Origin of the sequence: Dokdonia sp. Dokd-P16, from assembly GCF_003095655.1 — a bacterium.
GTDB lineage: Bacteria > Bacteroidota > Bacteroidia > Flavobacteriales > Flavobacteriaceae > Dokdonia.
Map to the genome: position 1 here is coordinate 3382694 of NZ_CP029151.1, position 26042 is coordinate 3408735.

Genomic DNA, 26042 nt, shown 5'->3' on the forward strand with positions numbered 1-26042 from the left:
AACCTTTAACTTTAAGATTATGAAAAAGATAATTTACTTAGCAATTCTTACCGCAACCATAATAGGCTGTGCAACTACAAGTGGTACAAAAGATATAGGCAATACTGCAGATAATGCATCAGACACAGTACGCATTGCAAATGATAGCCTAGAATATGAAATTATTATCATAGAACCAGGCTTCAATACATGGCTAGTCACACAACGCCCTAGAGGATTTTATGGACAGTTTTTCTTAGAAAATAAAAACAGATTTTATGTTACTGAGTATAACAATAGAGTAAATAATATTTCTCAATACGATCCAAATCTATATATCCAGCGCATAGATTACAATTCAAATACCGATTATGGCTATGAAGTTAATTACCTATTATATAATTGGTTTGAATTTTTTCAAGAACGCAACAATCAGAAACTACGATAATCGTATTTTTGCAGCGTTATGAAAGACTTTAAAAAACGCTGGGAAATCACTCAAAACTGGCAATTTATACATATTATTCTTGGCTTGATAGCGGCTCTTTTTTCGGCATATTTAATAGCTCGAGCTATTTATGTGCCGGCATATGACACTTCTGTACCCGTTGCAACGATTTTACTTAGCCTACCTATAGCATTCTTAATTATATGGATAACGCTTTGGCTATTTAAAAAGCTCTATTCAAGATGGGGAGTTACTTATCGTTGGGAGCTCGTAGCCATATTTCTTGCATTTGCTGTAACTGGTTCAACAGCTGGACGTCTTTCTAATCCCTTAATGGATCTTATAGGCTTAAGTAAAGATGTTACAACGGGTTGGATTTATTGGCCTGTTAGAATCTTGTTAATTTTTCCCATTTATCAAGTGCTTTTAGTGATATTTGGCTGGATATTTGGCCAGTATGCGTTCTTCAAAGCGTTTGCTACTAAAATGGTCTCAAGAATGGGACTGGGATTTTTATTTCCAAAGAAAGCTTGAAAAAAGAAAACACCATTATTATAAGACTTATAGCATTATTTACAATGCTTGTTTTCTTGTTGCCTGCTGTAGTTTCTTTTTCTCACAGCACAGCAGACCATGAACATTATGATACCTGTAAATTCACAGGAGATGTGCATGTTCATGAATCAAAACTAGATTGTGATCTTGGTGATTTACATATTGTAAAAGCTGGAGTTTACGCTTTCGCGAAAGCGTACCAATCACCCACCATACATATCTCAAAAGAAGTAGATGTTTTATTACAGACATCATACACAACTACCATCTTAAGTTCCTCAGATCGTGGTCCCCCGTTTTGATAATTATTGAATTACATTCAATAATTATCAAAACAATTTTATATGAAATTTTATTTATGGCTTAGCATTGCCTTGCTGAGTATTACGAGTACAGCACAAGAGTGTACCTATACCCTATCTGGTTATATTATAGACCTGCATGATAATGAAGTATTATCTGGTGCAACTATTATAGTTGCCGGGTCTGAAGATGCTGTGATGACTGATAGCCTAGGCAAATATGTTATTACAGGACTTTGTGCAAACAATTACACGCTACAAGTGTCGCATCCTGCATGTGAAACTCAAATAGTAAAAGTAGATGTAAACAGCAATACTACTCGTAATATCAACATGGAACATCACCTAGAGTCACTAGGCGATGTCGAAGTTGTAGCACATGCTCATAAAAGTAAAAGCCGCACAGCGACAGAAGCTGTTGTAAACCATGATTTTCTAGAAAGTAACAGTGCAGCCTCACTAGGTGATGCGCTTAAAAATCTAAGCGGTGTCACTTCATTAAACACAGGTAACTCTGTAGTAAAACCAGTAATACAAGGACTACACTCTAGTAGGGTTGTTCTTATTACAGAAGGTACGCGTTTACAAGATCAAGAATGGGGTGTAGAACATGCTCCAAATATTGATGTGAATGCAGCTGGAGAAGTAACTGTTATTAAAGGAGCTGCCGGTTTACAATATGGCGGTGATGCTATAGGTGGTACTATCATTATAGAACCAGAGCAGGTGCCTGTAAAAGATACTATTTTTGGGAGAACTATTATTACCGGCGCGACCAATGGTCGTGGAGGTTCTATTACAACTTCATTGATAAAGTCTTATAACAATGGCTGGTACGGAGGCATAAACGGGACTTTAAAACGTTTCGGAGATGCAGAAGCACCAGATTATGTATTAAGTAATACAGCACTTTCAGAGAAAGATATATCTGTACGTTTAGGAGTTAATAAATACCGTTACGGTGTGGAGGGTAGTTACTCGATTTTTGACAAAGAGTCTGGTATTTTACGATCATCACACGTAGGTAATGCTGCAGATCTCTCGGTTGCAATAAATAGCCAAGAGCCATTTGTGGTAGAGCCATTTACATACGATATTGAGGCCCCTAGACAAGAAGTAACACACCAGATAGCAAAACTTAAATCATTCTATCGCTTTGATAACTTTGGAAAATTAAGCGCTCAAGTAGATTACCAGCGCAACAACAGACTAGAGTTTGATATACGTCGCGATAGTGATGACTTAAGACCTTCTATTGATTTACAACTAGAAACTTTTGGAGGGAAAATAGACTTTGATTATACGGCAGATAATTCCATCACTGCAAAAGTGGGAGTATCTGGTAATTATCAAGATCATTTTCCTGATCCGTCTACCGGAGTGAGAAGACTTATCCCAGATTACCAAGCTTTTGATTTTGGTGTATATGCGTTAGGTTCTAAAAACTTTGGTAAATGGACTTTAGAAGCTGGTGCTAGATTTGATTATAACCGCATCAATGCAGAAAAGTTTTATGCAACAAGCTTATGGGAAGACCGAGGTTATGATGTTCAATTCCCTCAGTTTGAGCGGGAAGAATTTCAGAATCAAATCTTTGTCAAACCTGAGTTTGAGTATAACAACTTTTCGGCAACTGCTGGAGCCTCTTATGAGGTAAATGATGCGACTACAGTTTCCTTAAACTATGCGCTGGCTTCACGCTCGCCTAATGTATCAGAATTATTTTCTGATGGATTACACCAGAGTGCTGCCCGTATAGAACTAGGTGATCTAAGTTTTAATCAAGAAGTCGCAAATAAAATTTCATTGAATTTTACAAGATCTACAGATACTTGGAGTTTTACTATTGCCCCGTTTGCAAACTTTATTGAGGATTTTATCCTTATAGAGCCTACAGGCGTACAGCAAACTATAAGAGGTAGTTTTCCTGTATGGGAGTATAGACAGACACAAGCAAGACTGTTAGGTTTTGACATAGATAACAATGTTCAGGTAACAGATCGTTTTGAATTTTCTAACCAGTTTTCACTGGTAAAAGGAAAGGATAAAACTTTAGACCGTGCTTTAATTAATATGCCTTCGGCAAGTACTCGTAATACGATTACATACCATATTCCAGAGGTAAATAACTTAAAGCTGTCACTTGAAAGTAACTATGTATTTCGTCAAAATGAATTTCCAGATACAAATTTTGACGTTTTTATACCAGAAACAAACACTACAGAGTTAGTAGATATAAGTACACCTCCCGATGCTTATCATTTACTCAACTTTAGAAGCTCTATTGATTTTGCAATAAATGAAAAGAGTAAACTAAATGTAGGTTTGATGGTAAATAATCTATTTGACACCTCTTATAGGGAGTACTTAAATCGCCAGCGCTATTTTGCAGATGATCTAGGTAGAAATGTATTATTACAACTTAAAATTAATTATTAAATCTACGCTTTCGCGAAAGCGTAACAACACACAAACAATGAAAAACTTTAGAAATTACACACTTATCGCCCTTACTGCTATTAGCCTTGCAGCTTGTTCTAGTGATGATGATGCAGACATTCCAGAAATTATAAATGAAGAAGAGGTAATCACTACGGTAACTCTCACTCTTCAATCTGGCTCAGAAACAATAGTACTTAGATCACAAGATCTTGATGGAGATGGTCCTAATGCACCTACAGTAACAGTATCTGGTGACTTAGATGTAAGTACTGTCTACAATGGTAGTATTGAGTTTCTGAATGAAACAGAAAGCCCAGCCGAGGATATCACCGAAGAAGTAGTAGAAGAATCTGATGAGCACCAAGTATTCTATACTCCTAGTACAGGTCTTGACGCTGCTGTGACTTATGAGGATTTTGATGGTAACGGTAATCCACTAGGTACTATTGTAACCTTTACTACAGGAGATACAGCAGGTGAAGGTACACTTACTGTAACTTTACGCCACGAGCCTAATAAGCCTAACGATGGTTCGTTAAGTGATGCTGGTGGTGAGACTGATGTTCAAGTAACATTTCCAGTTACAGTAGAATAGTATTTTTACTTTATAAAAAAAATGGATAGCGTTTACACGCTATCCATTTTTTTTTGATATATCTATAAATTATTGCTGTGGTGGTGCTCCTCCACCTTCCTGTTCTGGTTTTTCAAAAAGACTCATCACCGCTCTTCCCAAAAACTCTGTCACATCACCAGCTATAAGTCCTTCTATTCCATATTGATTTACGGCAACATCTGCTGCAAGTCCATGAAAATAAACTCCCATCATAGCGGCTTCCATGGGGTGGTAACCTTGAGCTATATGTCCAGTAATTACTCCCGTAAGTACATCTCCAGTACCAGCAGTAGATAATCCAGGATTTCCAGTAGTATTTATATAAAGTCTCATATCATAAACAGTAATGGTATGAGCTCCTTTAATTACGATGATGACATTATGATTTTTAGCAAATTTTGCCGTTTTCTCTAGTTTATCAAAGTCGTCATCCCACTTGCCTATTAAACGTTCAAGCTCACCTGGGTGTGGCGTAAAAATAGATAATGGAGGTACTTGCTCCATAAGTGATGGTCGCTTTGAGATAATATTAATCGCGTCTGCATCTATCACTAATGGCTGTTTTTGCTTTTTTAAGAAAGACTCCATTGCTCTTACCGTTTTCTCATCGGTTCCCATTCCTGGGCCTATTGCAATAGCATTTGCTTCGGTTTGAAAATCTATCTCTTCAAACACTTTTCCATTATAGTTATCGGTCTCCACCATTACTTCTGGAAGTGCCGTTTGTAATATGGGAACTCCTATTTGCGGTACATAAGCAGTTACAAGACCACTACCCGCTCTTAAAGCAGCTTTACTAGCAAGTTGCACTGCACCCATCTTTCCAAAACTACCACCTATAATTAAGCTATGACCATACATTCCCTTATGTGAATATTGTGATCTTCCCTTGTACATCTGTTGGATTTCTGGTTTTGATATAAGTGTTACATCCGTAGGAGTTTTTGCTAGAAATTCTGGATCTAGTCCTATATCTATGGTATCCCACATATTAATATACTTACCTGTTTCTGGTAAGAAAAAAGCAAGTTTTGGTGACATAAAACTAAGTACAAACGTAGCGTGTACTATAACATCATCTTTATCTGCTCCTCTATCTGTGTACATCCCAGACGGAATATCGATAGAAAGTGTGTAAGCCTTAGACTCATTGATTTTTACAAAAAGTGCTTTTACCCAATCATCTGGACATCTATTTAAGCCTATCCCAAAGATTCCATCTACCACAATATCTTGTGGAGTGATTACTGGAAAGTCTTCGGCACTTTTAATGATTTCTGGCCATTTTTTTACTTCGCTCTTGAGGGCATCATACGCTTTTAAAAAATCTGGAGATCGCTTATCATTACAGTGTACTATATAAGTATCTACATTATAGCCATTCTTAAGGAGTAAACGCGCTATTACAAGTGCATCACCACCATTATTACCTATACCACAAAATACTTTTATAGGCACCGGCTGCCCTTGTAAACGCTGGTTCATCCACTCATAAACGTACCCACCGGCACGTTCCATGAGATTATAAGATGGAATCCCTTCTTTTTCAATGGTTGCTTTATCTGCTTCGTAAATTTGTTTGGCGCTGTATATTTTCATTTAGCTATAATTAGGTGTATTCTTCATCTTCATGAAGAAAAATGTTCTTTAATTCATTAAATATTCACGAAAGTAAACGTCAAATTATCACATTATCAGTATCGTGCTAGAAGTAAGACTAGAATTGTCATATCCTCAAAACTAGGAGTTGCATCTTGTCTCCTTAGGTAAATGTACTACATTTAACATATCACAAACAAGATGAGAACAACACAATACACTTCGATTTTCTTGATTACCACTATTACTATTGGTACGATTACCCCGTTGGGGTTATAGTCGTACATATTATCTATCTATTACTTGCGCGAGCAAGGATCTCTTCCACACACAAATTAATTAGTTTATTCATTCCATTTTCGCTTTCGCGAAAATGTAAAATTGCATACTATGCGCGTATTAAAATTTGGAGGCACTTCTGTGGGGAGTGTTAAAAATATAGAAAAAGTAATTGCTATTGTAAACAAACAAGCAGCGTCACATCCAGTAGCTGTAGTTGTTTCGGCAGTGGGTGGGATTACAGATTTATTACTAAAAGCCGGAACGCTTGCTGCTCAAAAAGATGAAACCTATAAAGATGTGTTTTTAGAAATACACCAAAAATACACAGCTTTTGCAAAAGCACTTACCGAAGGTGATGCCATAGTAATGGCTGATATAGGTGCGCTTATGTCGCACTTAGACGACTTACTCAAAGGTATTTTCTTAATCAACGAGCTTTCTCCTAAAACACTAGACAAGCTCGCTGCTTTTGGTGAACTTACAAGTAGTCGTATCATAACGGCAGCCTTCAACCATCAAGGGATTGAAGCCACATTAAAAGACAGTAGACAACTTATCATTACCGATGGCACTCATACCAAAGCCAGTGTATTGTATGATCGCACTAATGAAAATATCAAGGAATTTTTCGCGAAAGCGTCACAAAACATTACCATCCTAGGAGGATTCATCGCAAGCACTGCTACGGGAGAAACAAGTACGCTAGGCCGCGGCGGCTCAGACTTTACTGCGGCTATTATTGCAGCTGCGCTAGAGGTTGACCAACTAGAAATATGGACAGATGTGAGTGGGATGTTCTCTGCAAATCCGAAGCTTGTAAAACAGGCAAAACCTATACGTGACATATCATATCACGAGGCGATGGAGTTATCGCATTTTGGAGCAAAGGTGCTCTACCCTCCTACTATTGTCCCTGCGCTTAGTAAAAACATTCCTATTTACATAAAAAATACGATGGCTCCAGATGAAGCTGGAACTCGTATAGGAGAGCAAGAAGGAAGTAATGGAAACCCTATCAAGGGAATTTCTCATATAAGTGATGTTGCACTACTCACGCTAGAAGGCGCAGGAATGGTGGGTATTTCTGGAATTTCAAAACGCCTTTTTGAAGTACTCTCTTTACAGCAGGTTAATGTGATACTCATTACCCAAGCATCGAGCGAACATAGCATTTGTATAGGTGTTATGGAAGCAGACGCTTTAAGAGCTAAGACTGCGATTGAAACAGAATTTGCATACGAATTATCTCTACGTAAGATTGACCCGGTGATTGTTGAGACTTCTCTTGCCATTATTGCACTCGTAGGAGAATCTATGAAAAGTCATCAAGGTATTTCTGGAAAAATGTTCTCTACACTTGGCAAAAACAACGTAAATATACGCGCCATTGCACAAGGAGCGAGTGAGAAAAATATCTCTGCAGTAATTGCCGAGAAAGATGTAAAGAAAGCGCTTAACAGCTTGCACGAAGTCTTCTTTGAAGGAAACAGAAAGCAAATCAACCTCTTTATTACTGGTGTAGGAAATGTGGGAGCAAAACTTCTAGATCAGATTAACAGTCAGAAAAAATATTTAAAAGACCACCTTAACCTTAACATCAGAGTACTAGGACTTTCTAATAGTAGAACGATGCTCGTCTCAGAACAAGCTATTGATTTAGATAATTGGGAAGAGGCGCTTGCTCAAGGTGAAAAGGCAGATATTGTACGCTTTCGCGAAAACGTAATTGCTCTCAACCAGCGCAACTCGGTTTTTGTAGATATTACTGCAAATGAACCTGTGGCAATGGCATATGAAGAATACTTGAGAAATAGCATCGCAGTAGTTGCATGTAATAAAATTGCCGCTGCTGGAAAACAAGAATATTACGCAAATCTTAAACGATTGAGCAGAAAATATAATGCTCCCTTTAAGTTTGAAACCAATGTAGGCGCTGGTTTACCTATCATAGATACCTTACAAAATCTTATTGCGTCTGGTGATAGTATTACTAAAGTACAAGCTGTACTTTCTGGAAGTCTAAACTTTGTTTTTAATAACTTTAAAAGTGGTGGTAGTTTTTATGATGTGGTACAGCAAGCCAAAGAAGAAGGCTATACAGAGCCAGATCCTCGTATTGATTTGAGTGGTGTAGATGTAGCTCGTAAAATCCTAATACTCGCAAGAGAAAGCGGACTTGAATTAGAGCTAGAAGATATTGTGAACACACCATTTCTTACAGCAAATAACTTGGAAAGCACAGACGTTCCTCACTTCTTTGAAACACTTAAAGAAGATGCAGCACACTTTGAAAAACTAGTTGCCGACGCTACAGCAGCAGGTAAACGCCTTAAATATGTAGCACAGTTGGACAATGGTAAAGCAAGTGTAGGCTTACAGTCTGTAGGTGCAGATAGTCCGTTTTACAACCTTGAAGGGTCTGACAATATTGTCTTATTTTACACGGCACGCTACCCAGAGCAGCCGCTCATTGTAAAAGGTGCAGGTGCAGGTGGTGATGTTACCGCCAGCGGACTCTTTAGTGATATAATAAGACTTAGATAATAATTGTATGTCTCAAGAAATACATAAAAAAGCCACGGTACAAAGCCTTGATATTCCTACTGCGATACGCGTATTTTGTCCCGCTACAGTGGCAAATGTAAACTGTGGTTTTGATTCGTTAGGCTTTGCCCTCGAAGGTATAGGTGACGAGATGGTTTTTAGAAAAACCGAAAGTCGCGGTGTAACGATCAAAAAAATTACTGGTGACACACTCCCTATGGAAGCTCATAATAATGTTGCTGGTGTAGCGGGTAATGCCATGCTAGAAGGTATTGATGCAGATTTTGGAGTTGAGATAGAAATTCATAAAAAGATACGCCCTGGTTCTGGAATAGGTAGCAGTAGCGCCAGCGCAGCAGGAGCTGTGTATGGTATTAATCAGTTTTTAGAACAGCCATTATCTAATCTTGAACTCACGCGCTACGCTATGAAAGGTGAAGCACTGGCGAGTGGTAACGAGCATGCAGATAATGTAGCACCTTGTATTTATGGTGGTACCACGCTCGTTACTGGCTACAATCCATTTAAGGTAATTGCATTACCTCCCATGGATACGGTTTTCGTCGGGATTTTACATCCTCATATCACTATCAAAACTAAAGAAGCAAGAGAGATTTTACCCACGCACGTGCCTCTCAAGGATGCCATTGCACAATCGCAACATCTGGCAGGCTTTGTTGCCTCGCTCTATGAGTGGGATAAGGAATTATTTAATGAGAGTATCAAAGATGTACTCGTAGAGCCACATCGCAAGCAATTGATTCCGCATTTTGATGAGATTAAAGCGATTTCTCAAAAAAGTGGATGCATAGCCTTTGGTATTTCTGGAAGCGGACCAAGTATGTTTTGTCTCGCTTTCGCGAAAGCGGACATAGATCAATATCTATCTGAAAGTACCGCACTTTATGAACGTAACGGACTTCAAGTAGACAGCTACTCCAGCCGAATTTCTGGTGAAGGTTGTATAGTGATTAAATAGTCATTAGTAATCTACCGCAAAACAAAAGCCCGAGCAATTGCTCGGGCTTTACTAATTAATATAACTAAGATTAAGGATTACTCCTTCTGTCCATACTTCTCTGCATAACGCTTTGCAAGCTTGGTCTGGTGAGACTCTAAACTTATATCACGTCCTTGGATAAATGCTCTCGAAAGAATATTTCCTCTCATGTCTAGTGCATTTCCTTCACTTATGAATAAAGTTGCATCTTTTCCTACCTCAAGAGTCCCAACAGTGTTTGAAACTCCCATTATTTTTGCAGGATTCATGGTAATCATTTTAAGTGCATCTTCATCACTCATACCAAATTGAGTAACCTGTCCTGCATAAAAAGGAAGATTACGCACTTGCCAGTACTCTGAGTCGTATCCTAGCGCTACAGTAACCCCAGCATCTGTAAGTAGCTTTGGTAACTTATATGGTAAATCATAATCATGATCCTCCATAGATGGGAGTTCTTGTACACGTTGTAAAATTACTGGCATGTTTGCCGCTACAAGTTCTGCAGTTACTTTGTAAGACTGGTATCCTCCCACAAGAACTACATTTTTGAGATTCATCTCCTTTGCAAATGCAATCACATCAAGTATTTGCTTCTGATCATTTGCAGAGACATATACATTTTGAGTTCCATCAAAAACACCACGCATCGCTTCAAAAGGAAGGTTTTTTGAGGTGTTTCCTTTTCCATAAGCACGTGCATTATTGAAAAAAGTTTTGATTTCATTTACATCTTTACTGTAATCTTTATTTGGTTTATAACCTGGCTCCTCACCTAACCACCAGCGACCACGGCGCATCGTACTAGGCCATTCCATAAAGATACCTTCGTCGGTTTTATAAGCTGCATCTTCCCAGTTCCATGCATCAAGTTGAACAAGAGACGAAGAACCGGAAATAGTACCACCCACAGGACGAATTTGCGCCATAAGTACGCCGTTTGGTCTCATGCTCTCTACTACTTTAGATTCTGCATTGTAAGCGATAATACCACGTACGTGCGGTATTAACTCGCCTATCTCATCATCATCATTAGATTGTCTCACGGCTGCTGCTTCTACAAGACCTAATGTAGTGTTTGTAGCTATAAATCCAGGATACACATGTTTTCCAGCAGCATTAATTATCTCTCCTTTGGTTGCTGTAGCTCCACTTTGGATTGTACTTATTTTACCGTTTTCAAAAACGATTGTCGCATTTTCTACTACGGTTCCATTACCTACGTGAGCGGTTGCTCCTGTAATAGTGTAGGCAGCAGCTTGCGCTGAGGCCGGTGTTTGTTGTGCGCTTGCAGTTGCTCCTAAAAGGAAAACAACGGCTACTAATAGTTGTTGTAGTGTCTTCATCTTAGTAAAGTGTTTGTTCTGTATCACAATGCATACGTTGTTTTTCTTTCTTTTTGGCAGGTTGCGTTTGTAAGCCTTTATTCTTTTCTGCAAGCATCATTGCAGTAAGTTGTGCTTTCTCGCGCTGTACGGTTTTACGAAGTTCTTCGTCCTTTTTCATATCGAAAAATACTTTTCCTTCTATAATCGTTTTCTCTGCTCTCGCTTTTATACTAAGTGGATGATCCGTCCATATGACAACATCTCCATCTTTACCAGGCTTTAAACTACCTGCGCGATCATCCATGTGTAATAGTTTTGCTGGATTAAGAGTTACCATCTTCCAAGCATCCTCCTCAGAGATACCACCGTATTTGTGGATTTTTGCAGCTTCTTGATTAAGACGTCTAGACATCTCACCATCATCTGAGTTGATAGCAACGGTTACTCCTGCTCTATGCATGATAGCTGCATTGTAAGGAATAGCATCATTTACCTCATACTTATATGCCCACCAGTCTGAGAATGTTGATCCTCCTACACCATGTTCTGCCATTTTATCGGCAACTTTATATCCTTCAAGAATGTGTGTGAATGTATTGATATGGAAGCCAAACTGCTCTGCCACCTTCATGGTCATATTAATTTCACTTTGCACATAGGAGTGACAAGAAATTAAGCGATCCATATTAAGAATGTCTACAATAGTCTCCATCTCCTCATCCATGCGATACGGCTGGCCGCTCTTTTTCTTTGCTTCGTATTCTTTTCCTCTTGTAAAGTAGTCCACAAATACTTGCTCTACTCCCATTCTCGTTTGTGGGAATCTTGAGAAACTATTCCAATTTGCTTGCTTTACATTCTCACCTAGGGCAAATTTGATAAATTTCTTATCTGAAATCACCAACTCATTGATAGACGCTCCCCATTTTAATTTCATTACTGCGCTCTGTCCTCCAATAGGGTTTGCAGATCCGTGTAATAATTGAATAGCTGTAACTCCACCAGCAAGGTTTCGGTAAATATCAGAATCGTCTGGGTTAACTACATCACTCATGCGAACCTCTGCCGTAGAGTTGTGACCAGACTCGTTGATTGCAAATGCAGCAATGTGAGAGTGCTCATCTATAATACCAGAAGTAACATGCTTACCTGTGCCATCTACTACCATAGCACCACGAGCAGAAAGGTTTTTACCTACTGCACTGATTTTTCCGTCTTTTATTAAAACATCTGTATTTTCTAGAATACCTTCTGCTTCATTTGTCCACACAGTGGCATTTGTGATTAAAATATCCTGTTGTGTTGGTCTTGTTTCAAAACCAAACGCCATATTAGGGAAGGTAAGTGGCATAACCGTAAGAGGTTTGTCCTCTTCTTTCTTATCGTCTTTATCATCACTCTTAGCTAGTGCTTTCTTAGTAGAAGTAAAGTTTTTCTCAGAACCATCTGCAAGAATTGCTTTACCGCTTAGACCATCTGCAGATGCTCTTGCTACAAGACGTACAAATTTTCCTTCGTTTTGAGGGAACGTTACTGTTACCCATTCATCGCTATATGAAAATTCGCTTTTTACATCTTCTGTTCCTTTTTTGAGACTAGCTTTTACTTTTTCTGTTGAATTTTTAATCTCAAGCTCATATGCTGCTCCATCAATATTCATGGTATAAACACCGTCAATATTAACTGTGTTCATATCCTTGATTACTGTTTTGTTACCTTGAATCCAGTGCTCATAAAGCTCCGTGTCCTTTTCAAATACTTCTCCAGAAGTAATCATAAAGTTTGCCCACGCACCTGATTTAAGTACTCCAAGCTCACCGCTCTTTCCAATCATTGTTGCTGGAATAGTAGTAAGTGCTTCTAACGCTCTTTCCTTAGAAAGACCATACTTGATTGCCTTCATCAAGTGGTCTTTAAAATCTTTTGGAGATTTATGTGAGAATGTAGTAAGTGCAAATGTTACTCCTGCATCTTGTAATGCTTTAGGGTTTGTAGGTGCTTGATTCCAATGTTTCATATCAGAAAGCGCTACATATTCGGCGGCATATGGGTTTTCCATATCGTAGGCATCTGGAAATTTAAGTGGGAGAATCATCTTACGATTCATCGCCTTCACTTCTCCGATACGCTTATACTCATCACCACCGGCAACAATCACGTAGTCGATTCCAAACTGGTCTCCTAGTTTATCAATACGAAGGTCATCATATAAGCCATCACCTTCAAAAAACTGCGGAAGCCCTTTGTTTCGCGAAAGCGCCTCTAAAGAAAGATCCTTAGTATCTATATTTCCTTTCTCATACCAGTCTAAATCGTGTTGTAACTGGCGTAATAATGCTGTTGCACCCATCTTAGACGATGGGTATGACTGACGTGAGGTTACACTCTTATCAAATGAGAAATACTGACCAAGGCGATCTTCTATCACGCGGTTTGCAGTATTTCCATCATTATTAAGTGCGATAAGCGCTCCTGTACCACGTGCAATACCATCATGTTGATGTGTTGCAACTACGCCAAAACCAGCTTCAAGATACTCAGATGCTTTTTTTGAATCATATGTAAAATCTTGATACCCGTCTTGCTCAGACATAATGTGATCATTCCAGTAACCACCCTCGCGAGAGTTATCATATTGTGAAGCGCGTCCAGATCCTCCTGCACGCTTAGGCTTAGCGATACCAAAATTAGTATAGATGTCTACAAAAGATGGATAGACATGTTTACCATTAAGATCTACAACAATAGCATTTTGTGCGTATGATGAAGATTTGCCTACAGAGACCACTTTTCCATCTTGCACTACAAGTGTTCCTTTTTTAATAGTTTCTGTGGGTGTAGTGTGGATGGTGGCGTTTGTAAACACCGTGTAATTTTGGTTTTTGGACTTGACACCAGCATTTGCTGGAAAGTAATCTTGCCCATACATCGTAAATGAGCAACTTACTAGCCCAAAGACAAGTAATTTTTTAAAGAACATAGGTTGAAAGTTTAGATCCTAAAGATAGCTACCGTGTTAACGTTCTATTAAGGTTTAGGAAACTTTTAAGAGACTTTTAACATCAGAAAGTATTTGGAAAACGCTGATCATAGTTTACAAGCAGCGCTACCATATAGCTATAACTCTTTAATCCACCTGGCTGATTATTAGCCTTTAAGTAATTGCTGTAAAACAAATCAAACAGTGGTTCTAGCGGATTATCCATCGCATCCCAGAAATCTCTAGAATCTTGATAATTTACTAAAATACCAGGATTAAGACGTGCTTTCAAATCTTCTCCTAATTCCTTATCACGGCTGTACACATCATTGAGCGCATAGCGCAACGCAAAAATACTTCCTGAATATTGAAAATATAAATCCTCGTTATTAAGCGTTGCCATCACTGCGATAAAGTTGGCTTCATTTTCCTTTGCAAAACCGAGCTGATGTGCCTGTTCATGTGAGGAAATCACTGGCCATCGATGAGCCGGCACCATTCCATTAACTTGCGCTTCATTAGTAATAGGATTGAGATAACCGCTATAACCCATAATAGAGAGCGGATATCTTAACAGCGAATTCTTTATACTCTTAGGCGGATAACTAAGCTTTGGGAACTGAGTTTTAAGCGTCTCATAACCATTAATCGTTCCGGTAAAGATTTCTTGTAAACAAGCATTTTTACCCTCTGTGTTGTCACAATAGACCACTCGGCTATTTTCATCTTCGGCGAGTTGATTATGAAGGCTATTACTATTTATGATTAACTTTTTTGTAAGTTCTACTAGCTCTTCGGTAGTGTATTCATTATCAATCCCTAAAGATTCATGAAGTGGTAACCTGTTATAATTCATCCCCCAAAGCACGTTAAACGCACCGTATACTATCGAAACGATGGCTAGCGTCTTTAAAAGAAAGGTTTTAAATCCTCTAAACTTGTTTTTTATGAGTAGTACAATTTCGCGCAAACCGAGCACAATAAGCACCGCATACATGATATCACCAAATGAAAACGGCAACCAGCCAAAAGCATACCGTGACGCCTTTGAAATGATGGGATACAATCCGTTGCTATAATATTGCTCAACCAGCTGCGGAAAACTCGCAAACCAGCGAACTAGCAGCATCTGCGGAATCAATAGTAAGCCAACAATCAATAATGTTTTATGGTTTTTCAATGGAAATGCGCTCTTTATAGTCTTCCGTAAATTTATGATAAGTTATTTGATTTGTGAGGGTGTGAGTGGTTTGATGTGATGTGGCGTGCTCACTCGAACTCAAAACATCTTCCCTAACCTTATGCATTCCTCTCAGTCGTTCCTCACTCGTCGGATGCAAGAAAGAGGGGAATTTATTTGTATTCTTACTCGCATGTCAACATCTCCCCTAACCCCTCTTCGAAGAGGGGAATTGAAAAGTTCTTTTTGCGCAGCAAAAAAAACTCAACAACCACAACAGTGTCCCTCTTTGAAGAGGGAGTCAGGAGGATGTAACGCATAGTGCATGAAAATGGCTTACTCAAACGCAAAACATCTCCACTAACCTTATGCATTCCTCTCGGTCGTTCCTCACTCGTCGGATGCAAGGAAGAGGGGAATTTGTTTGTCTGCTCACTCGCATGTCTACATCTCCCCTAACCCCTCTTCGAAGAGGGGAATTAATAAGTCCTTTTTGCGCAGCAAAAAAACTTAAACTCCACAACAGTGTCCCTCTTTGAAGAGGGAGTCAGGGAGATGTTACGCATAGTGCATGAAAATGGCTCACTCGAACGCAAAACATCTCCCCTAACCCCTCTTCGAAGAGGGGAAATAAAGAAGTCCTTTTTGCGTAGCAAAAAAAAACTCAACAACCACAACAGTGTCCCTCTTTGAAGAGGGAGTCAGGGAGATGTAATTCCTAGTGCATGAAAATGGCTCACTCGAACCCAACATCTCCCCTTACCCCTCTTCCAAGAGGGGAAATAAAGAAGTCCTTTTTTGCAAAGCAAAAAAACTTAAACCGCAACAGTGTCCCTCTTTGAAGAGGGAGTCAGGGAGATGTTACGTACAGTACATCAACCAAAACTTCCCTAGAGAAGTAAATAATAAACTTGAATTAAAATTTCAGACTACGAGATAGTAAATTGTATTTTAGTGCAAAAATTAAATAGATGGAGGGAGTTCTTGAGTTTTTAGGTAATATCTCATGGTGGATGTGGCTGATTTTGGTAGTGGTTATTGTTGCTATAAGAGATATATTTTTTAATAAAAAGCATATCATCACGCGCAACTTCCCTGTGGTAGGGCATTTTAGGTATATGCTTGAAAGTATTGGACCAGAGTTACGCCAGTATATTGTGGCCAATAACCGTGAGGAACTTCCTTTTAATCGTATAGAGCGCGGGTGGATTTATGCCTCTGCCAAAAATGAAAATAACTACGAAGGTTTTGGTACCGACCGTGATATTAATCAGTCGCATTATATCTTTATCAATAATGCCATGATGCCTTATAAGGTAGAGGAAAATCACCCTAATGCAAAAGACCCTTACTTCCTTGCGTGTGCAAAAGTGATGGGCGCTGGTAGAAGAAAACGACCATATAGACCTAGCTCTATTATCAACGTGAGTGCTATGAGTTTTGGTAGCCTTTCGGCGAAAGCTGTAGAGTCCTTAAATCGAGGTTGTGCAAAAGCATACGCTTATCACAATACCGGTGAGGGCGGCCTCTCTCCTTACCATAAAAAAGGTGGAGATGTGGTGTTTCATTTTGGAACAGGATATTTTGGTGTACGCACAAAGGATGGCGGATTCTCAATGCCAAAAATGAAAAAACTTGTGGACGAAAATCCACAAGTACGCGCCATAGAAGTAAAACTCTCACAAGGAGCAAAACCTGGAAAAGGAGGCGTACTCCCTGGATCAAAAATCACAAAAGAAATTGCCGAAATACGCGGTGTGGAAGTGGGCAAGGATGTACTCTCTCCTCCTAACCACAAGGCATTTTCTAATGTACCAGAATTGGTTAACTTTGTAGAAAGTATCGCTCATGAAACAGGACTCCCAGTAGGAATTAAAGCTGCCATTGGAAAACTTGATGCGTGGCGCGAACTAGCAAAAATAATGGCAACCACCGGCAAAGGACCAGATTTTATCACCATTGATGGTGGTGAAGGTGGTACAGGCGCTGCTCCACCAAGTTTTGCAGATCATGTGGCGCTACCGTGGGTATATGGATTCTCAGATATTTATAAGATTTTTAAGGAGTACCAGCTCACAGAGCGTGTAGTATTTATAGGCTCAGGAAAGTTAGGCTTCCCAGCTAAAGCCGCCATGGCTTTTGCGATGGGTGTAGACTGTATTAATGTTGCCCGTGAGGCCATGCTTGCCGTAGGTTGTATACAAGCCAAGGTGTGCCATAACAACACCTGCCCTTCTGGTGTTGCGACTCAAAACAAGTGGTTACAACGCGGTATAGACATCCCAGATAAGGCAGAGCGCACACATTATTACTTTAAAAATTTCAAGAAAGAACTACTAGAAATCACTCGCGCCTGCGGCTATGAACATCCTTGCCAGCTCACCATGGACGATGTAGATATTAACCTAGGAGATAAAAACCTTACCCAGACCCTAGCAGATGTGTATGGATACAATAAAGTAGTCGTACCATTTAAAGGAGCCGCTACCCTCATGGCATGCCCAGATCTAGGAGGTAATTATAACAAAGCACAAGTTGCAGACGAAATTGATATGAAAGACGTGCGTTATTAAAAGTACGCTTTCGCGAAAATGTGAACTCAAATCACATAATTACATTAAATATCACAGAAATGCGGAAAACCGTATGTAAATAATAAAAAGGAGTTGTAAGTTTAACAACTCCTTTTTTGGTTTTAAGAAGTGGCTGATGTTTCCAGCAGACTGTTATTTTAATAATGAATATGGGTAATTTTGAAAGCTCTATGCGCAGTGCACAACTCTCAAATTCATTGTATATTTAGAGGAAACGAACAAGACCATAAATTAAAGCAAATCAGCAATACCGACAGCTATCGGGAGCCGCACTCGCTTTATGCAGTGGCCTGTTAGCATACATTTGAACAAATCAATGAACATATTCAATAAAGCCAAATCATTTTTAGAAAAAGACAATTTTGACAATGTTCGAATTGACAAACTAACATTAAATGACAAAAAGTATGAGCAAACTACTGATACTGTTTGGTTTGTACCAAATAATATTGAGCAATGTATAAGAGCTACTGAAAAACTTAATATTGAACATATTCATTTACAAACTTATACTCTCGATTTTCTAAATGATAAAAGATTAAAAAATGTCAAAGGAATATACATTCAATTTGAGATTGACGATTTAAGTCCATTAATGAATTTTCACCAATTAACTCATCTTAGAATATCTGAGGATAATAATAAAGTTTTTGATTTTTCGAACTTCCCTAATTTGATATTCTTAAATGGTATTGGACCAAAAAAATATGTAAATTTTGAAAAACTAACAAAGCTCAAACACGCATATATGAGGAATTATAGAAAAAGGGACTTTTCAGAATTCTCAAACTTTCCAGACCTAAGAACACTTGAAATCTATTCTGGTGCTTGCGAAAATTTAAATGGATTATCTGGTTTAAAAAAATTAGAAGAATTAAAATTAGAAAAGTGTCCTAAATTAATATCTCTAAATGGAATTGATGAAACTAATGTTGATTTAAAATTATTACACCTAAGAAACTGTAAAAAGCTTCAAGAAGTTTCATCTTTAAGTGAATTAACAAATATTACTGATTTAATGATCTCGGAAGTGAACGAATTAGATTCTTTCCAGTTTTTGTCATCGTTAACAAAAATTCAAAATTTACATATAAATCCATTATTGATTGGAGTTAAAAAAGATGATTACTACCCATTAGTTGACAAATTGCAGAGTATTGGTAAATTAGAACAGCTTAAAAAATGGGAAAAATTAGATGATTATTTAAATAAAAAGATTGACATTGAACAATTTAAAAAAGAGAAAACATCTGATTTACAATCAATACTCAATCATTTATCAATAAAAGATTGGACTGGAAAATATGAAGATGGTCTTGATCAATACAATCTTAAAAATTGCAAAAAAGCTGAAAAAATAATATCAAAATTAATTAGCAAACTTGAGACAAATAATGATATGAGCGAAAAAGAAAAAGTCGAACATATTAAGTTAAGTGTTTTGGAATTCAATAAACTTAACGATAGTTTAGATGGTTGCTTTATTGAAACAGGAGAAAGGGAAGAACTCTGTGATATATTTGACAACATTGCTGATTCGATAGGAATTGACATACAAAATTATGAAGATGGAATAGCCAGCGAATGGAGAGATTGGTAAAAAAACGTATGCTAACAAAGAACTGAGTTACAAAATAAACCTTTTTAAGCTAATCTCAATCTAAACATTTCATCATAGAATCTTGTTGACGTGATGACAGCACAAACTTGTTTAAGAGTTCATTTGTAATTATGATAAGTGCTAGCGTTCTGCTCATATTGTTCTCTTGCTATTCTTTCTATCATTCACTGTTCCTAAAATCCCAAAACTCTCAATACCGTAACAAAACTGCCGATTTACGTACTAACTAATAACTATGTAAATCTCCAAAACATTATAAACTAAAATCATGTATCCATTATCACTCACCAACCGCATATTATATGGCATTACCATACTCATATCACTGGTGGTACTTATGGATTTTGCTTTACCTGGAGCTCGGTATTCGGAGGATGTGGTTTCCGTATCTAGAAACAAAGAAAAATATTATAATGCTGGTGGAAACTCGCACAACACTTACCAAGTAGTGACTGCTACTCGTCAGTTTTCGGTTTCAAAAGATGTTGCAACCACTTTGGAGGGTAACCAAATTGATTATGCGCTGTCTTTGCTTTTTAAAGAAGTTAATGAGTATAAGCTAGCTACGTCAGAGAAGAGCCACCTCTATTCTTTTAGAGTAGTTTCTGGGCTGGTACTTCCACTGCTTGTCCTTCTCGCTTTAGGCATCAGTTATGGCTTTAAAAAAGACTTAAGCATCTTAGTCTTTGTCTTGCAGGTATTAACTGCAGGGAATCTTGTTATGCTGTTGCTTTAGTGTGCTTTACAGCGTACTATATTTCGTCAATTATAATGATATCAAGTTTATAACCTGTTCTTATCAATGTGCTGAATTAATGAGAAAATGATGTTGAATTGTCACATTTTCGCGAAAGCGTATTTTATAATATTCTGCCTAAATTAACGATTAATAATACAGTCTAAAATCAAGGAGCTTGCAGAGTTTGTAGTGTTTTTGAAACATCTCTTCTACCACTTCTTTAAAGTCTTCATTTTCTTGAAACATATTAAAAAACACTCTATCTATAGTGTCTGTGCTAGACAATAAACTATTGCTAGATCCATAGCCAGAGATAGCACGGGCACCGGTAACATCAAGAAAATATTGCGATTCTTCGTCAGTTAAATTGAGTGCTTTTTTATTTGAAAAATGGATGATTTTACCTGTCATTCTTCCTTCAAAAATTTCGGCAATTTCCTCAATGCTGTAGTAATAATCATTGAGCATGATATTATTAGCCTGGCCTGGCATAATGAGGTAAATGAGTTCATAATCTTTAAAGTTATGATCATCATACACCAGCGTGTTTAGACTTTCCTCCAGCCCTTCTATGGTGTCGCAAGTCTTATAGATACTAGCAATTCCTTGCTTTAGAGCGATATCTTCGAGTGTTGTCACCACCTCTGTGACAACCTCCTGATCGACATCCGGAACTGCCTCGAGACAATAAATAAATTTTTCTGCTGCTACTGTGGGGATGATGCTGGCAAAGATATCCTTCATATTAATTAATATTCTTACACGATCTCCATACTCAATTACAGAGGGATTTATAAGAGATGTTATGTTTGTGCTATAGCTTACAAAAATAAAAGAAAACAATCTTAGCAGCTGTTAAAGACTGTCTTAAAAATGGCACCTATATTCAATCGTAAGAAGCTCATAAATTGTTTGGACATATTCTTAGAATATAATATTATTAGATTAATAAGAACATCATGTGATGAATACCTATGTTGTTGTTTTTATGCTTTCGCGAAAGCATAACTTAATCTTTTTAAGTAATGTAAGTAGTATATAATTTATTTTTAATATTTTTATCTATTAGCTTATCTTATAAGTTGTTATACCCCATCTAAGAGAGATTTTATGCCTAATAATACCCGTATTATAGACGTTAACAAAAAGCCTACTTATCAAGAATTAGAAAGGCAAATAGCTGAATTAAAGTCTGAAAGGAAACAGGGTTATAAAGAGCTCTTTGATAATTCTACAATCTCTATTTGGAATGAAGATTTTACGCTAGTTTTTGAAGAAATAGAAAGGCTCAAAACACTAGAGATTCCAAATATTAAAAAATATTTAAAGAAAAATCCCGACGTACTATATTCTTTAATACAAAAATTGAAAATTAATAGTGTTAATAGGGCTACTTTAAAACTATTTAAAGCAGAAAATAATCAAGATTTTTTTCACAATCTTCAAAATACTTTTGGACACGGAGCAGATAAGGTGTTCTTAAGACTTATAGTAGCAATATGGAAAAATAAAAAAACATTTAATTCTGAAGTAAATTACAAAACCTTGAAGGGTGATGAGTTTGAAGCATTATTTTCTATACGTATTCCTCAAACTTTATTAGAACAAAAAACAGTACCTGTCACAATACAAAGTATCAGTGCGCTAAAAGAGGCTGAATCTGCAAAAAAAGACTCCATCTTAAAGTTACAACAGGCCCAAAAGTTAGGTAAAATGGGAAGCTGGGAATGGGAGTGGGATACTGATACTGCTTACTGGTCTAATGAAATGTATGAAATTTATGGTGTAAAAAGAGGAGAATTTAAACCTACAAGTAATAATGTACGCGACTTAATCTTGCCGGAAGATAGAGCTAAAGTGAAGAATGTGATCAAAAGGCTTTTTAATGATGAAGCTATGGAAGCATTCGAATTTAGAATTGTAAGATCAAACAACGAAATAAGATATTTAAGTATTCTAGGTATAGAAATCATTGGGGGTAAAGCTTTTGGTGTTACACAAGATATAACTGATAGAAAAATAATAGAGATTGATCTGGATGCGGCACAGACGCTAGCAAAAGTAGGAAGTTGGTTCTTTAATATCGCGACTGGTAAAATAAAATGGTCCAAAGCCATGTTTAATATTTGGGGATTTAAGCCTTGCCAAGGTGCTCCTACATATGATGAATTAGTTAAACGAGTTCATCCTGATGATTTGAGATTATGGAATATCTCTGTACAGAAAGCTATCACACTTGGGATTCCTTATGATATAGAACACAAAATCTATCTTCCTAATGGAATAGAAAAGACTGTAAGGGGTATATGTGAGCCCGTAGTTTGTCCCAACGGTAATGTTATAAGTTTGAAGGGGACAGGTCAAGATATTACTGAACAAAAACTTATAGATGCAGAGCTTATAAGTGCTAAGGAAAAAGCAGAAAAAAGTAAAAACCACCTCAATAATATTATTAATAATATAGGAGATCCAGTCTTTGTAAAAGATGACCAAAGTAGATTGCTTATAGTCAATGAAGCGTTTTGCAAACTTTTTGGATTTAAGAGAGATAATATTATCGGTAAGACACTTGCAGAGGAAGTATCAGCTTCTGAAAGAGAATCATTTTTAAGTATTGATAGACAATTAATACTTGATGGAATTGAAAATATAGCCGAAGAATCAATTACCATTAGAGATGGAGAAACTCAAAGAATTTCTACGAGAAAAACGCGATTTATAGATACAGAAGGAAAAATTTTTATCGTGGGAGTTATACACGACATTACAGAGCGTTTTAATACAGGAAATGTTATAAGAGAAGCAAAAGAACGTGCAGAAGAGAATGAAGAACGCTTTCGCCTATTAATGCTTAACCTTGAAGCTGGTGTTGTTGTTCACGCTCCCGACACTTCTGTGGTTCAAAACAACCATAGAGCATCAGAAATATTAGGCTTAGATAAAAACTATTTACAAGGTAAAAATCCTTTTAATGCTGGTTTGGAGTTTGTTAACCCTGATTCCTCTCCAATACCATTTGCAGAATATCCCGTAAACAAAATTGCAGGAAGTAAAGAACCTGTTAAAGATCAAATAGCAGGGCTTATAAGAGCAGATAAAAATGAAATTAAGTGGCTTACAATAAATGGTTTTCCAGTACTAAATAGTATAGGTGAAGTCATAGAAATAGTTACTGTTTTTATTGATATTACCGAACAACGACAAAATGAGAAAGACAAGTTTGCAGCCAAATTATTACTAGATAAAACAGCAAAAGAATTAACCGATGCTCAGGCACTAGCCAAAATTGGAAGTTGGCTAGTAAAACCTTCTGGTATGAAGATGGAGTGGTCTAAAGAAATGTACCATATATGGGGCTTCGATTACAGAGACGGTCATCCAGACTATAAAAAGGTAGTAGAAAGGGTTCATCCAGATGATATAGCTATCCTCAAAGATGCAGTTGACAAGGCGATTAGTAAAGGAACACCTTACAATATAGAATATAGAATTTGTATCCCAAATCAACCAGAAAAAACAATAAGAGCAATATGCCAACCTATAATGGATGATGCCGGAAATGTCATAAGTCTTGCAGGAACAAATCAAGATATCACACAACAAAAATTATTATCTAAAGAATTAATAAGTGCCAAGGAAAAAGCGGAAGAAAGCGATAGATTAAAGTCGGCATTTCTTGCTAATTTGAGTCATGAGATGCGGACACCAATGAACGGTATATTAGGTTTCTCAGAATTATTAAGGAGAAAAAATATTTCTGATGAAAAGAAGGATATTTATTTAGAACTTATAGAGAAAGAAGGGCACCGTCTTTTAAGTTTTATATCAAACATTGTAGATATCTCTAAGATTGAATCAAATATCATAAATATAGATAGCTCCCATGTAAATGTTAATAATCTTATAGATGATCTATTTTCAAAATATCATATAAAATTAGAGAATACAGGCGTTGAACTTCTAGCATGTAAAGGATTTGAAAATGCAGATAGTTTTATAGAAACCGATGAAAATAAACTAGTCCAGATCATTTCTAACTTATTAGAAAACGCAATAAAATTTACGAAAGAAGGTACTATAGAATTTGGTTATTCGTTAAGTGGAGATAACCTTAAATTCTTTGTGAAGGACTCTGGTATTGGGATTGAAAAGGAAGAACAAGAGAATATATTCAACAGGTTTACACAAGGTAGACGAGAGCAAACTCATAATCTCGGTGTAGGGCTTGGATTATCAATTGTAAAAGGCCTCATAAAACTTCTAGATGGTGATGTGTGGATTAATTCTCAACTAGGAGAAGGATCAACATTTTACTTTACAATTCCATATAAAAAAGTAATAAACAAAACTGCTTTACCAAATACTTTTAATGAAACCACCTTAGAGAATGGTGATTTTACGATTTTAATAGCAGAGGATGATAATTTAAGTTTTCTTTATGTACAGGCCTGTCTTTCTGATTATGACTGTACTATTTTACGAGCTATCAATGGTAAAGAGGCTGTTGAGCTAGTGCACAAAAATTGTAATATCGATTTAGTGTTGATGGATATTAATATGCCTATCATGGATGGTAATGAAGCGTTAGAAGAAATAAGAAAAACCAATAAAGAGATAACAATAATTGCTCAGACAGGTCTTGCTATGTCTGGAGACAAAGAAAAAATGCTCAATGCAGGTTTTGATGATTATATTTCCAAACCTATTTCTACAGCACAACTAATTAGTACAATAAACAAACATTTAAAAATAACAACCTAGTATAAATTTCTCATTTATAATAAAAACTCTTTTATTTGGCATAAGTTTTTTTTGTAAAATAAAGCATACTTTCTTTGTTCATAAATACTTCTACTACTTACACCAAGTAGTCTGCTTCACTAAAAATCTTTACAATCTTCCTCTCCCCAAGTATCAAGACTTCTTAAAATAGCTTCTAGAGAAGCTCCTCTTTCTGTAAGACTATATTCTACTCTAGGTGGTACTACTGGAAAGACCTTCCTAACAACGAGCCCATCTTTTTCTAATTCGCGCACGGTTTGTGTAAACATTTTATTGGAAATCCCTGGCACTTTCTTCTGTAATACTCCAGAACGTAATGCACCTTCTATTAAATGAAATAAAACCAGTGGTTTCCATTTGGTACCTATTAAATTCATAGTATAATTAAGCGGACAGGCAATTTTATTACTCATTTATTAAATTTTAAATATCTTAAAATCAATATTTTACTCTTTTAGTTATGTATATAACGTTTTGGTGAGTTATTGACATTAGGATCAATATAGTCTAATTTTGAAAAAAATAAAATTTATGAGCACTATAAAAAATTATCCAAAATCATTTTCTCACATTGGTTTATCTGTTCCAGATATCAAAAAAGCGGTTGAGTTTTACTCAGAGGTTATGGGATGGTATATTATTATGCCTCCATCTATCGTAAAAAAGGAAAAAGATACAGCTATAGGACAGATGTGTATTGACGTTTTTGGCGACGACTGGGAAACTTTTGAAATTGCTCACCTATCTACTTCTAATGGTATAGGAGTAGAGTTATTTTCGTTCCCTCACGGTGTAAAAGAAGCTCCAGAATTTAATCCTTTTAACACAGGACTTTTTCACTTTTGCGTTCAAGACCCAAATATTGAAGAACTCATTGAAAAAATTGTTTCTTATGGAGGAAAGCAAAGAATGCCTATAAGAGAATACTATCCAAAAGATAAGCCTTATAAAATGTGCTACGTAGAAGATCCTTTTGGAATTGTATTTGAAATATACACTCACAGTTATGAGTTAACATATTCTTCTGGTGCTTACACAGAATAAAAACTCA

General features: G+C 36.9%; 18 protein-coding genes. 12 read left to right on the top strand and 6 right to left on the bottom strand.

Features of this window, described 5'->3' with window-relative positions; all coding sequences use genetic code 11:
• The first annotated feature begins 19 nt into the window (after nucleotides 1-19).
• From DCS32_RS15070 to DCS32_RS15090, 5 genes are read left to right on the top strand one after another with little or no spacing between them, the layout of a single operon-like run.
• Nucleotides 20-427 (top strand): DUF6146 family protein, encoded by a 408-nt coding sequence (locus DCS32_RS15070; protein ID WP_108879311.1) that lies wholly within the window; start codon nucleotides 20-22, stop codon nucleotides 425-427.
• A gap of 18 nt (nucleotides 428-445) precedes the next feature.
• Complete coding sequence (locus DCS32_RS15075; RefSeq protein ID WP_108879034.1) at nucleotides 446-961, top strand: DUF6787 family protein; 516 nt, start codon at nucleotides 446-448, stop codon at nucleotides 959-961.
• A complete protein-coding gene (locus DCS32_RS15080; protein ID WP_108879035.1) occupies nucleotides 958-1284 on the top strand; it encodes a hypothetical protein in 327 nt (108 codons plus the stop codon). The genes DCS32_RS15075 and DCS32_RS15080 overlap by 4 nt, the downstream gene beginning before the upstream one ends.
• A 42-nt stretch (nucleotides 1285-1326) precedes the next feature.
• A complete protein-coding gene (locus DCS32_RS15085) occupies nucleotides 1327-3723 on the top strand; it encodes a TonB-dependent receptor (RefSeq protein WP_108879036.1) in 2397 nt (798 codons plus the stop codon).
• A gap of 37 nt (nucleotides 3724-3760) precedes the next feature.
• Nucleotides 3761-4321 carry a type 1 periplasmic binding fold superfamily protein gene (locus DCS32_RS15090; RefSeq protein WP_108879312.1) on the top strand — a complete coding sequence of 187 codons (561 nt, stop codon included), beginning with the start codon at nucleotides 3761-3763 and terminating at the stop codon, nucleotides 4319-4321.
• A 69-nt stretch (nucleotides 4322-4390) separates the two neighbouring features.
• Here the strand turns inward: DCS32_RS15090 and DCS32_RS15095 are convergent, their stop codons facing one another.
• A complete protein-coding gene (locus DCS32_RS15095; RefSeq protein WP_108879037.1) occupies nucleotides 4391-5941 on the bottom strand; it encodes an NAD(P)H-hydrate dehydratase in 1551 nt (516 codons plus the stop codon).
• Between the two features lie 390 nt (nucleotides 5942-6331).
• Between DCS32_RS15095 and thrA the strand changes: the two genes are divergently transcribed.
• Together thrA and DCS32_RS15105 are read left to right on the top strand one after the other, a co-directional pair.
• Nucleotides 6332-8767, top strand: a complete 2436-nt coding sequence (gene thrA, locus DCS32_RS15100) for a bifunctional aspartate kinase/homoserine dehydrogenase I (RefSeq protein ID WP_108879038.1) — start codon at nucleotides 6332-6334, stop codon at nucleotides 8765-8767.
• Nucleotides 8768-8774: 7 nt separating this feature from the next.
• Nucleotides 8775-9746, top strand: coding sequence for a homoserine kinase (locus DCS32_RS15105; protein WP_108879039.1), 972 nt, complete (start codon nucleotides 8775-8777; stop codon nucleotides 9744-9746).
• Between the two features lie 77 nt (nucleotides 9747-9823).
• Here DCS32_RS15105 and DCS32_RS15110 read toward each other — a convergent pair whose 3' ends face one another.
• The 3 genes from DCS32_RS15110 to DCS32_RS15120 all read right to left on the bottom strand — a co-directional run bounded on the left by DCS32_RS15110 (nucleotide 9824) and on the right by DCS32_RS15120 (nucleotide 15255).
• Complete coding sequence (locus DCS32_RS15110) at nucleotides 9824-11113, bottom strand: amidohydrolase family protein (protein WP_204161785.1); 1290 nt, start codon at nucleotides 11111-11113, stop codon at nucleotides 9824-9826.
• 1 nt (nucleotide 11114) lies between these two features.
• Complete coding sequence (locus tag DCS32_RS15115; protein ID WP_108879041.1) at nucleotides 11115-14075, bottom strand: amidohydrolase family protein; 2961 nt, start codon at nucleotides 14073-14075, stop codon at nucleotides 11115-11117.
• Nucleotides 14076-14157: 82 nt separating this feature from the next.
• Nucleotides 14158-15255 (bottom strand): DUF3810 domain-containing protein, encoded by a 1098-nt coding sequence (locus tag DCS32_RS15120; RefSeq protein ID WP_108879042.1) that lies wholly within the window; start codon nucleotides 15253-15255, stop codon nucleotides 14158-14160.
• Between the two features lie 971 nt (nucleotides 15256-16226).
• Here DCS32_RS15120 and DCS32_RS15125 point away from each other — a divergent pair.
• The 3 genes from DCS32_RS15125 to DCS32_RS15135 all read left to right on the top strand — a co-directional run bounded on the left by DCS32_RS15125 (nucleotide 16227) and on the right by DCS32_RS15135 (nucleotide 20206).
• The gene (locus DCS32_RS15125; RefSeq protein WP_108879043.1) at nucleotides 16227-17828 is read left to right on the top strand and encodes an FMN-binding glutamate synthase family protein; all 1602 of its coding nucleotides are present in this window, start codon (nucleotides 16227-16229) and stop codon (nucleotides 17826-17828) included.
• A 337-nt stretch (nucleotides 17829-18165) separates the two neighbouring features.
• Nucleotides 18166-19449, top strand: coding sequence for a DUF5713 family protein (locus DCS32_RS15130; RefSeq protein ID WP_108879044.1), 1284 nt, complete (start codon nucleotides 18166-18168; stop codon nucleotides 19447-19449).
• 289 nt (nucleotides 19450-19738) lie between these two features.
• On the top strand, nucleotides 19739-20206 hold the full coding sequence (locus tag DCS32_RS15135) for a hypothetical protein (RefSeq protein ID WP_108879045.1): 468 nt from the start codon (nucleotides 19739-19741) through the stop codon (nucleotides 20204-20206).
• 150 nt (nucleotides 20207-20356) lie between these two features.
• On the opposite strand, the gene DCS32_RS15140 is transcribed toward DCS32_RS15135, so the two are convergent.
• The gene (locus DCS32_RS15140) at nucleotides 20357-20953 is read right to left on the bottom strand and encodes a DUF6642 family protein (RefSeq protein ID WP_108879313.1); all 597 of its coding nucleotides are present in this window, start codon (nucleotides 20951-20953) and stop codon (nucleotides 20357-20359) included.
• A gap of 366 nt (nucleotides 20954-21319) precedes the next feature.
• Here DCS32_RS15140 and DCS32_RS15145 point away from each other — a divergent pair, with 366 nt between their 5' ends.
• Nucleotides 21320-24970, top strand: a complete 3651-nt coding sequence (locus DCS32_RS15145; protein WP_108879046.1) for a PAS domain-containing protein — start codon at nucleotides 21320-21322, stop codon at nucleotides 24968-24970.
• A 119-nt stretch (nucleotides 24971-25089) separates the two neighbouring features.
• Here the strand turns inward: DCS32_RS15145 and DCS32_RS15150 are convergent, their stop codons facing one another.
• Nucleotides 25090-25404 (bottom strand): winged helix-turn-helix transcriptional regulator, encoded by a 315-nt coding sequence (locus DCS32_RS15150; protein WP_108879047.1) that lies wholly within the window; start codon nucleotides 25402-25404, stop codon nucleotides 25090-25092.
• A gap of 118 nt (nucleotides 25405-25522) precedes the next feature.
• On the opposite strand from DCS32_RS15150, the gene DCS32_RS15155 reads away from it, so the two are divergent.
• The gene (locus DCS32_RS15155) at nucleotides 25523-26035 is read left to right on the top strand and encodes a lactoylglutathione lyase family protein (protein ID WP_108879048.1); all 513 of its coding nucleotides are present in this window, start codon (nucleotides 25523-25525) and stop codon (nucleotides 26033-26035) included.
• Nucleotides 26036-26042: the final 7 nt, after the last annotated feature.

Excerpts from the sequence above, each read along its gene's own strand:
- DCS32_RS15115 (WP_108879041.1), bottom strand. The coding sequence starts at position 14,075 with ATGTTCTTTAAAAAATTACTTGTCTTTGGGCTAGTAAGTTGCTCATTT.
- DCS32_RS15095 (WP_108879037.1), bottom strand. The coding sequence starts at position 5,941 with ATGAAAATATACAGCGCCAAACAAATTTACGAAGCAGATAAAGCAACC.
- DCS32_RS15070 (WP_108879311.1), top strand. The coding sequence starts at position 20 with ATGAAAAAGATAATTTACTTAGCAATTCTTACCGCAACCATAATAGGC.
- DCS32_RS15145 (WP_108879046.1), top strand. The coding sequence starts at position 21,320 with ATGCCTAATAATACCCGTATTATAGACGTTAACAAAAAGCCTACTTAT.
- DCS32_RS15105 (WP_108879039.1), top strand. The coding sequence starts at position 8,775 with ATGTCTCAAGAAATACATAAAAAAGCCACGGTACAAAGCCTTGATATT.
- DCS32_RS15130 (WP_108879044.1), top strand. The coding sequence starts at position 18,166 with ATGAACATATTCAATAAAGCCAAATCATTTTTAGAAAAAGACAATTTT.
- DCS32_RS15110 (WP_204161785.1), bottom strand. The coding sequence starts at position 11,113 with ATGAAGACACTACAACAACTATTAGTAGCCGTTGTTTTCCTTTTAGGA.
- DCS32_RS15085 (WP_108879036.1), top strand. The coding sequence starts at position 1,327 with ATGAAATTTTATTTATGGCTTAGCATTGCCTTGCTGAGTATTACGAGT.
- DCS32_RS15155 (WP_108879048.1), top strand. The coding sequence starts at position 25,523 with ATGAGCACTATAAAAAATTATCCAAAATCATTTTCTCACATTGGTTTA.
- DCS32_RS15125 (WP_108879043.1), top strand. The coding sequence starts at position 16,227 with ATGGAGGGAGTTCTTGAGTTTTTAGGTAATATCTCATGGTGGATGTGG.
- DCS32_RS15090 (WP_108879312.1), top strand. The coding sequence starts at position 3,761 with ATGAAAAACTTTAGAAATTACACACTTATCGCCCTTACTGCTATTAGC.
- DCS32_RS15140 (WP_108879313.1), bottom strand. The coding sequence starts at position 20,953 with ATGAAGGATATCTTTGCCAGCATCATCCCCACAGTAGCAGCAGAAAAA.
- DCS32_RS15150 (WP_108879047.1), bottom strand. The coding sequence starts at position 25,404 with ATGAGTAATAAAATTGCCTGTCCGCTTAATTATACTATGAATTTAATA.
- DCS32_RS15135 (WP_108879045.1), top strand. The coding sequence starts at position 19,739 with ATGTATCCATTATCACTCACCAACCGCATATTATATGGCATTACCATA.
- thrA (WP_108879038.1), top strand. The coding sequence starts at position 6,332 with ATGCGCGTATTAAAATTTGGAGGCACTTCTGTGGGGAGTGTTAAAAAT.
- DCS32_RS15075 (WP_108879034.1), top strand. The coding sequence starts at position 446 with ATGAAAGACTTTAAAAAACGCTGGGAAATCACTCAAAACTGGCAATTT.